A 9,156-nucleotide genomic window follows, 5' to 3' on the forward strand; every position below is an offset into this window, starting at 1 on the left:
GCCCGTCCGGCGTCCCCGAGTCGACGGTGCCGGGCGTGACTTCCCTCTCCGCCTCACCGTTGATGACCGCAACGCATTTTCCGGTCGACCGTGAGGAATGAGGCCACGTGCACAGGTCCGCGTACGAGCAGATGGAACTCTGCATCGAGGAGTACATGCCCACGAACCGTCGGCAGCGGGTCGTCGACCTCGGGTCGCGTATCTCGAACGGGCAGAAGCTCACGCATCAGGAGCTCCTGAAGGGGCGTGACATCGACTACTGCGGGGTCGACGTGTGGGCGGGGCCCAACGTCGACCGCGTGATGCGCAAGCCGTACCGCGTTCCGGTGAAGTCCAACAGCGCCGACTTCCTGCTGTCCGGGCAGGCCTTCGAGCACATCCCGTTCTTCTGGGCCTCGATGCTGGAGATCGCCCGGGTGCTCAGGCCCGGCGGCACCGCCTTCGTCACGGCGCCTTCGCGGGGCCACGTGCACGACCAGCAGGACTGCTGGCGCTACTACCCGGACGGCTTCCGGGCCCTGGCCGCGTACACGAAGCTCCAACTCGTCGAGGCCTACACCGACTTCCCGCCCATGAAGGGCATCCGGCACGACTACGCGCGCGTGGACGCCAAGCACGCCTACTGGGGCGACACCGTCGGCGTCTTCCGTAAGCCGACGAACTATCCCCGGCTCACCATGACCTTTGTTCGGGCCACCACTCGCTGGTGGGCCAACCGCGTCGGCGGTGTCGAGGGCGTCCCGATGCCCGAACCGCTGGCCACGCGCGCGCAGTGCGGCCGGCCCGCCGCCGTGCCCGAGGCGGCCCACCCCGCCGAGCCGAACTCCCCTGCCCCGCACGGACAGTGAGGGGTGCGTGACGAAACGTGACATCGGTGGTGGCGCGCGCGTATCGTCCCGCCGCATGGCATGGCGAAACGCAGTGAACGGCGTACTGAAGCAGCTCACCGGATACCACCTGACCCGCGCGGCCGTCCCCGTGCAGCGGGCGTCCGCGGCGGCCCCGTCGGCCGCCCCCGCGCCGCAGTCCAAGCCGAAGCCGAAGCCGAAGGGCCTGGTCCTGCCGGACGACTACGACGAGCAGGCGAAGGACATCATCCGCGCGGTCAAGCCGTGGACGATGACCTCCCCGGAGCGGCTCAACGCCTTCATCCTCGCCACCCGGCACGTCGTCGCGCACAACATCCCCGGCGGCATCGTGGAGTGCGGGGTGTGGCGCGGCGGTTCGATGCAGGCCTGCGCCAAGACCCTCATCGAGGTCGGCGCGACCGACCGCGAGCTGTACCTCTTCGACACCTACGAGGGCATGACCCCGCCCACCGAAGAGGACCTGCGGCGCGACGGCAAGTCCGCACGGGAACTCCTCGACGCGCAGGGCAAGGACCGCCCCATCTGGGCCGTCGCCGACCTCGACGACGTCAAGTCCGGCTTCAAGGACGTGCCTTACCCCGAGGAGCGCATGCACTTCGTCGTCGGCAAGGTCGAGGAGACCGTCCCGCAGGAGGCGCCCGAGCAGATCTCCATCCTGCGCCTCGACACCGACTGGTACGCCTCCACGAAGCACGAACTCGACCATCTCTACGAGCGGTTGGTGCCCGGCGGCGTGCTGCTCATCGACGACTACGGCTACTGGCAGGGCTCGCGGCAGGCCGTGGACGAGTTCATGGAGCGCACCGGGGAGCGGCTTCTGCTGCTGCGCATGGACGAGGGGCGGATCGCCGTCAAGCCGTAACAGGCTTACAGAACCGGCGAGTTGGACGGTCCCGGTCACGCGGCGTGAGCGCCGCGCGGTCGGGGCCGTCTGTTTTTCACTCGATCGGCGGTCATGGGGTGACTGTGCGAAGCGCCACCTGTTGTTAACCCGTAGGCCCGCAACAGGGCTTGATGTGTATGTCCGGCCGCCCGGAAGGATCGTGTGCACCGCATGGCACCCCGCCTCAGCGTCGTCGTCCCCGTCCACAACGTCGAGGACTATCTCGACGCCTGCCTGCAGTCGCTGGCGGACCAGACCATGACCGACCTCGAAGTGGTCATGGTCGACGACGGATCCACGGACGGGAGCGGGCGCATCGCCCGTGAACACGCCGCGCGCGACCCGAGGTTCAGACTGGTCGAGCAGCCCAACGCGGGCCTCGGCGCGGCCCGGAACACCGGTGTGCGGCACGCCCGCGGCAGCCATCTCGCTTTCGTGGACAGCGACGACCTGGTGCCGGTCGACGCGTACGCGAAGATGCTGGACGCCCTGGACGAGTCCGGCTCCGACTTCGTCAGCGGCAATGTGCGACGGCTCCGGGTCACCGGCCGGACCGAGCAGTCGTGGATGTTCAAGAAGCCGATGCGCGCGACGCGTTCGGGCACCCATGTGACCCGCGACTGGTCGCTGCTCGCCGACCGGATCGCCTGCAACAAGGTGTTCCGCAGGGCCTTCTGGGACCGGCACGAACTGTCCTTCCCCGAAGGGGTGCTGTTCGAGGACACCCCCGTCATCGTGCCCGCGCACTTCCTCGCCGAGGCCGTGGACATCCTCAACGACGCCGTCTACGTGTGGCGCGACCGGGACGGCTCGATCACCAACCGCCGCACCAGCCCGCGCGCCGTCGAGGAGCGCACCGCCGCCTGCACCCGCGCCACCTCCTTCCTCGCCGCACAGACGGAACGTCACAGCAGCGGTAGCGGCACCGGTCCCGGCAGCAGTCACAGCAGTGCCGAGCGGGCCCGGTGGGCCGAGGGGAAGCGGCGCTACGACGCCTCCGTGCTCACCGCCGACCTGCGGTACTTCCTCGACGTACTGCCCGACGGGGACACCGCGTACCAGGAGGCGTTCCTGCGGCACGCCGGGGGATATGCCGCCGCCGTGGACCGCGCCGTCCTCGACGAGATGCTGCCGCTGCACCTGCGCGTCAAGTGGGCGCTTGTCACGGAGCGCAGGCTGCCCGAACTCCTCGCCCTGCTCGCGCACGAGAAGGCCCACCCCGGCGCGTTCCGGGTGCGTGGACTGCGCGGGCGGCGCGCCGAGTACCCCGTACTCGACGGGCCGCTGCCGCGCGCGGCCGCCGCTCTGAAGCGGTCCGAGATCCCGCTCGTCGCCCAGATCACGCGGACCGAGTGGCGTGCCGGACGCCTCCATCTGACCGGCTTCGCCTACCGCCGCAACCTGCCGCCCGGCCGCCTCACCGGCCGGGTCAAGTTCGTCTGGCTGCGGCTCGGCAAGCGCGGCCTGGTGCCGCTGCGGGTGCGGACGAAGTACCTGCGCGAGGCCACGTACAACTCACGGCAGGGCATGCACCGTTACGAGTGGGCCGGATTCGAGACCGTCATCGACCCCGGCAAGCTCCTCACCAAGCGGCGCAGCGCCACCTGGCAGGCCGAGACCGCGGTGCTCGGCGGCGGCGCCCTGCACCGCGGGCCGCTGCGTATGGCGGGCTCCGCCGCGCCCATCGCCGTGCACTATCTCGACGACCACGCGCGCGTGGTGCCGGTCATCAGCCGCGGCCGGCTCCAGCTCAAGGTGGAGCGCACCCCGGCCCAGCTGACCGGCCACCGCCTCGACGGGGACACCCTCGTCGTCGAGGGCACCCTCCTTCAGACCGAACACCGCGACCTGCGCCTCCGGGTGGAGAACTGGCACTCCAAGGAGGGCGTCGACGTCCCCCTGCACATCGAGGGCCGTGGTTTCACCGCGCGGGTGCCGCTCACCGCGTTCGCGCCCGTCGACGGTGCGGAGAGCCGGGAGGCCGAGCCCTGGGGCGCCTATCTGCTGCGGGCCGACGGCAGCCGGGTGCCGGTGGGCGCGCGGGACACCCTGCCGACGGGGCGCTATCCGCTGCGCCCCGGCCGTGAGCTCTACCCGACCGCCAACGCCAGCGGCAACCTGGAGCTGCGCGACCAGACCGTACGCCCCATCGCCTCCACCCTGACCTGGGACGACGACGGCCGGCTCACCGTCGGCGGCAGCTTTCCCGCCCTCGACGCGGGCCCCGTCGAGCTGGTCCTGCGGCACAGCGGCCACGACGAGGAGGTCACCTCGCCGGTACGCCTCGCCGACGGGCGCTTCCACGCGGAGTTCGCGCCCGCCGCTGTACCGGGACCTGCCGGGGCGCTGCCGCTCGCCGAGGGCCGCTGGTACTTCCACTTCCGCACGGTGGGCGGCGCGGGCGAGGCCCTGCCCATGCACGTGGCCCCCGCACAGCACCAAGTGCTGCCGCTCGTACGGGCCCTGGGCGGGCGGGAGTTCACCCTGGAGCGGCGGGCCCACGACCGGCTGCTCATCCACTCCGGCAGCGCACTGCCCGCCGCCGACCGGGGCCGCCCGCGCCAGGCCGAACTGCGCGCCCGCTACCACCGGTCGCGCGCCGAACCACGCCGCGACGCGGTGCTCTACAGCAGCTTCGACGGCCGCCAGTACTCCGACTCACCGCGTGCCGTGCACGAGCAACTCGTGGCGGACAAGGCCGAGTTGGAACACCTGTGGGTGGTCCGCGACCAGCAGGCCGTGGTGCCGCCCAGCGCCCGGCCCGTGGTGCTGTGGAGCGCCGAGTGGTACGAGGCGCTGGCCCGCTGCCGTGCCGTGGTCACCAACACCCACCTGCCCCAGTGGTTCGAACGCGCCGAGGGCCAGACCGTCGTACAGACCTGGCACGGCACCCCGCTCAAACGCATCGGCCGGGACGTGGCGGGCAGTGTCTCCGCCGACCCCGCCTTCATCGCGACGCTGCCCGCACGCGCCGCCCAGTGGAGCGCCCTGGTCAGCCCCAACCGTGCCTCCACCCCCGTGCTGCGCCGCGCCTTCGGCTACGAGGGGCGGGTCCTGGAGTGCGGCTACCCGCGCAACGGCCTGCTGCACGCCCCCGACCGCGACAAGGTCGCCGCCGCCGTCCGCGAGCGCCTCGGCATCCCCGAGGACGCCAAGGTCGTCCTGTACGCCCCCACCTGGCGCGAGAACCAGCCCAAGAACCACGGGCGTTACGGCCTCGACCTGCAGCTCGACCCGGCCGCCGCCGAACGCGAACTCGGCGCCGGGCACGTCCTGCTGGTCCGCCGCCACTACCTCGTCGGCGGCACCGTGCCCGCCACCCCCTTCGTGCGCGATGTCAGCCGGCACCCCGACGTCGCCGAACTCCTGCTCATCAGCGACGTGTTGGTCACCGACTACTCCTCGCTGATGTTCGACTTCGCGCAGACCGGCCGCCCGATGATCTTCCACACCTACGACCTCGACCACTACCGGGACACCCTGCGCGGCTTCTACTTCGACTTCGAGGCCAGGGCGCCCGGACCGCTGATCGCCGACCAGGAGGAACTGATCGACGCGCTGCGCGACCCGGAGGCCGCCACCGCCGCCCACGCGGACGCGTACGCGGCGTTCCGGGAGACGTACTGCGACCTCGACGACGGCCGCGCCGCCGCCCGCGTCGCCGACCTCGTACGGAACGGAGGCCAGGCATGACCACCCCCGAGTTCAGTGTCATCGTCACCGTCGGCGCCGACCCCGACGCCATGACCGCGTCCGCGACCTCCGCCCTGGAGCAGACCCTGCGCTCCGTCGAGGTCGTCCTCGTCGGCGACGGTACCCACGAGGACGTACGCAGGGCCGCCGCCCTGCTCGTCGGCCGGCACCCCGAGCGGGTCCGCGCCATCAACTCCGCCCACGAGGTACGCGGCACCGCCGCCCTGCGCAACCTCGGCCTGGACGCCGCGCACGGCCGGTACGTACTGCTCCTGGACGCGGGCGAACGGCTCCAGAAGCACGCCTGCCGCAACCTGCTCCAGGCCGCGCGGCGCGACGACGCCGACCTGGTCGCGGGCCGCTGGACCCGGTTCACCGGCGCGGGCGGCAAGCAGCGGGGGCCCGACTGGCAGGACGCGCTGCACGGCCGCGGCCGCACCGTCCAGGACCTCACCGGCGCGCCCCAACTCGTCGTCAGGGACGCCCTGGTGAGCGGTTTCTGTCTGCGCCGCGACGCCATGGACCGGCACGCCCTGCGGCACGCCGAGGACCTGGGCCGCAGCGAGGTGCTGTTCGGCGCGCGGGCCGCGCTCGCCGCCCGCCGTATCGCCCTCGTCCCCAACGTGATCGTCACCCACCGCGCCGCCCTCGACCACGGCCGGGACATCGGCGCGCTGCTCGAGGCCAACAGCCGGATCGGCCTACGCCTTGTGCGCCACGGCATGACCGGGCTGCGCGACGAACGCGACCGGGCCTTCGTCACCGACCATCTGCTGCCGCTCGCCCGGAGCTTCCTGCGACTGCCCCGCGGCGAGCGCGCCGAACTCGCCGCGCAGACCGCCGCCCGGATCACCGGCCGGATCGACCCGAAGCGCTGGGCCGACCTGCCCGCCGCCGAGCGGATGTGCGTCCACCTGCTCGCCGCCGGGGACGCGGACGGCGTCCAGGCCGCCGCGTACGCCCTCAGCCGGCCCGGCACCGTCGTCGCGCCGCTGGCCGAGCGGGACGGCCGGATCCACTGGAGCGCCGCGGGCCTCGACGACCCGCACACGCGCGCCGCCACCGATGTGACCGAACTCGGCCACCAGCACCGCCCGTTCGACGGTCTGCGGCTGTTCAACCGGCTCACCCGCTGCGTCGTCGAGGCGGGCCGGCTCGACCTCGCGGGGCGGATCGTGCTGCCCCTGGACGCGCTGCCCGCCGCCGCGGCCGTCACCGTCGAGCTCGAACTGCGGCTGCGCGGCGCCACGAAGACCTTCCGGCTGCCCGTCGACGAGGCCACCCACCACGGCGACACCCTCGGCTGGCGGATCCGGGTCGACCCGCGCCGGCTCCCGGTGCGCGGCCTGCGGGAACGCATCTGGGACAGCCGGATCGTCCTCACCAGCGGCGGCGCGAGCGCGCTCGCCGAGGTCTTCGCCGAGCGTGAACTGGTCGGCAAGGGCCGCAGGTTCCCCGCAAGGCCACGCCCGCTCGGCCGGCTCACCGCCGACACCTGGCTGCCGTACGCCACCGCGGGCCACCACCTCGCCCTCGAACTGCAGGCCTGCCGCCGCCCCGGCACCGCGCTTCGCCGCATCGCGCACTACGCCACGCACTTCCGGCCCACCCGCAAGGCGAAGCAACTCCTCAAGGCCCTGCAGCGGAAGCGCGACCGGCTGCACTCCGGGCCCGTCAAGATCCGCGTGTACAACCGGCTGCTGCTCAAGCTGCCGGTCCGCCGCGGCTCCGCGGTCTTCGAGAGCCACATGGGCAAGGTGTACGGCGACAGCCCGCGCGCCCTGCACGAGGAGATCCGCGCGAGCGGCCTCAAGATCCGCTCGACTTGGGCGTACGCCGCCTCGCCCGCCGGTTTCCCGGCCGACGCGAAGCTGGTGCGCCGCTGGTCCTGGCGGTACCTGTGGGCCCTTGCCCGCGCCGAGTTCTGGGTCGACAACCAGGGCTTCCCGCACGCCCTCGGCAAGCCCGCGCACACCACGTACCTGCAGACCTGGCACGGCAGCGCGTACAAGCGGATGGGCTTCGACGAGACCCGGGTGCGGATGCAGAACGTCCCGCAGCGCGCGAAGCTCCAGCGCGCCGTGGACCGCTTCGACCACTTCCTGGTCCGCTCCGAGCACGACGTGCAGACCCTCGGCCGCGCCTACCGGCTGCCCGAGGAGAAGCTGCTGCCGCTCGGCTACCCGCGCAACGACCGCCTGGTCGCCGCCCGGCGCGACGGCGAGGCCCGCGGCCGCTTCCCGCGCCCGGAGCTCGCCGCCCGGCTCGGCATCCCCGACCACCAGCAGATCGTGCTCTACGCGCCCACCTTCCGCGGCACCCCCAAGGACGGCCGCGCACACCGACTCCAGCTGGACGTCGCCAAGTTCACCGAGACCTTCGGCGACCGGTACACCCTGCTCGTACGCGCCCACTACATGGAGCGGGCCGAGCTGCCGGTGTGCGCGCCGGGCACCCTCGTCGACGTGTCCGAGCACCACGACGTCAGTGAACTCCTGTGTCTGGCCGACGCGTTGATCACCGACTACTCGTCGATCATGTTCGACTACGCGCTCCTCGACCGGCCGATCGTGCTTTACGCCCCCGACCTCGACGCGTACGCCACCGAGCGCGGCAGCTACTTCGACCTGCGCGAGCGGGCGCCGGGGCCGGTCGTGGAGAGCGAGGAGGAGCTGTTGCGGGTGTTCGCCGACCTCAAGCCCGCCGACACCGAACACGCCGAGCGGCGGCGGGAGTTCGCCGCCGAGTTCGGCACCCATGACGACGGCGGGTCCGCGCGCGCCGTGGTCGACGCCCTCTTCGCCAGGAGGAACCGCAGGTGAGCACGGACACGGCCGTGGGCGAGCGGGAGCGCGACATCTTCCTGTTCTCCAACAGCACCGACGAACTGGGCGGCGTGACCGCCTGGATGCACCAGATGGCCCGCCTCTTCCAGCGCCACGGCCACCGCGTGCACACCCTCGGCGTACACCCCGCCGAACTGAAGCTGACCCTGCCCGAGCCGCTCGGCTACCCCATGACCGCCCTCTACCCGGCGCACCCGCCGTCCCCGCGCCCGCTCACCGCCACGGACCGGCTGCGGCCAAGGCGGCGGCGCGCGGAGGCGGCGCGCGCCGCCGACAAGCGGCGCGCCGTGGACCGGCTCTCCGGACTGTTCCGCGCGGCCCGCCCCGGCGGCGTCGTGATCGTCACCCAGGTCTGGCCGATGGAGTGGCTGCGCGCCGCCGACACCGCCGGGCTCACCGTGATCGGCATGAGCCACGAGTCGTACGCGTACACCAAGGCCTGTCACCGCTACCGCTGGGTCAAGCAGAACTATCCGCACGCCGACCGCTGGCTCACCCTCACCCAGGAGGACGCCGACGACTGGATCGCGGACGGCCTGCACAACGTCGGTTTCATGCCCAACGCCCTGGCCCACCTGCCCGAAGTGCCCTCGCCGCGCACCGAGAAGGTCGTCGCCTCCATCGGCCGCCTGCACGACCAGAAGGGCATCGACATGCTGCTCGACGCCTGGGCCCTGGTCGCGCCCGAACGTCCCGACTGGACCCTGCGGATCTACGGCGCGGGCATCGAGGAGGCCGACCTGAAGGCCCAGAGCACCCGGCTCGGCCTGGACTCCTCGGTGCGGTGGATGGGGCGCACGGACGACGTGCGGGGGGCGCTGGCGGGGGCTTCGGTGTTCGTGCAGTCCTCGCGCTGTCTCTTATA

General features: G+C 72.4%; 5 protein-coding genes. All 5 read left to right on the forward strand.

Annotation, left to right across the window (positions count from 1 at the left end):
• The first annotated feature begins 107 nt into the window (after positions 1 to 107).
• Entirely contained in the window at positions 108 to 848 is a 741-nt protein-coding gene (locus tag GUY60_RS28990) for a methyltransferase domain-containing protein (protein WP_161703093.1), read from the forward strand.
• A 55-nt stretch (positions 849 to 903) separates the two neighbouring features.
• Entirely contained in the window at positions 904 to 1,731 is an 828-nt protein-coding gene (locus tag GUY60_RS28995) for a TylF/MycF/NovP-related O-methyltransferase (protein ID WP_161703095.1), read from the forward strand.
• Positions 1,732 to 1,923: 192 nt separating this feature from the next.
• Positions 1,924 to 5,445 carry a bifunctional glycosyltransferase/CDP-glycerol:glycerophosphate glycerophosphotransferase gene (locus GUY60_RS29000; protein ID WP_161703097.1) on the forward strand — a complete coding sequence of 1,174 codons (3,522 nt, stop codon included), beginning with the start codon at positions 1,924 to 1,926 and terminating at the stop codon, positions 5,443 to 5,445.
• A complete protein-coding gene (locus GUY60_RS29005) occupies positions 5,442 to 8,267 on the forward strand; it encodes a bifunctional glycosyltransferase/CDP-glycerol:glycerophosphate glycerophosphotransferase (RefSeq protein WP_161703099.1) in 2,826 nt (941 codons plus the stop codon). Before GUY60_RS29000 ends, GUY60_RS29005 begins: the two co-directional genes overlap by 4 nt.
• The coding region (locus GUY60_RS29010; RefSeq protein WP_312866468.1) for a glycosyltransferase at positions 8,264 to 9,156 on the forward strand (893 nt) is incomplete at its 3' end. The genes GUY60_RS29005 and GUY60_RS29010, both read left to right, overlap by 4 nt.

Origin of the sequence: Streptomyces boluensis, assembly GCF_009908195.1 — a bacterium.
GTDB classification, from domain to species: domain Bacteria; phylum Actinomycetota; class Actinomycetes; order Streptomycetales; family Streptomycetaceae; genus Streptomyces; species Streptomyces boluensis.

Coding starts and splice junctions, on each gene's coding strand:
- GUY60_RS28995 (WP_161703095.1), top strand. CDS start 904: ATGGCATGGCGAAACGCAGTGAACGGCGTACTGAAGCAGCTCACCGGA.
- GUY60_RS29000 (WP_161703097.1), top strand. CDS start 1,924: ATGGCACCCCGCCTCAGCGTCGTCGTCCCCGTCCACAACGTCGAGGAC.
- GUY60_RS29005 (WP_161703099.1), top strand. CDS start 5,442: ATGACCACCCCCGAGTTCAGTGTCATCGTCACCGTCGGCGCCGACCCC.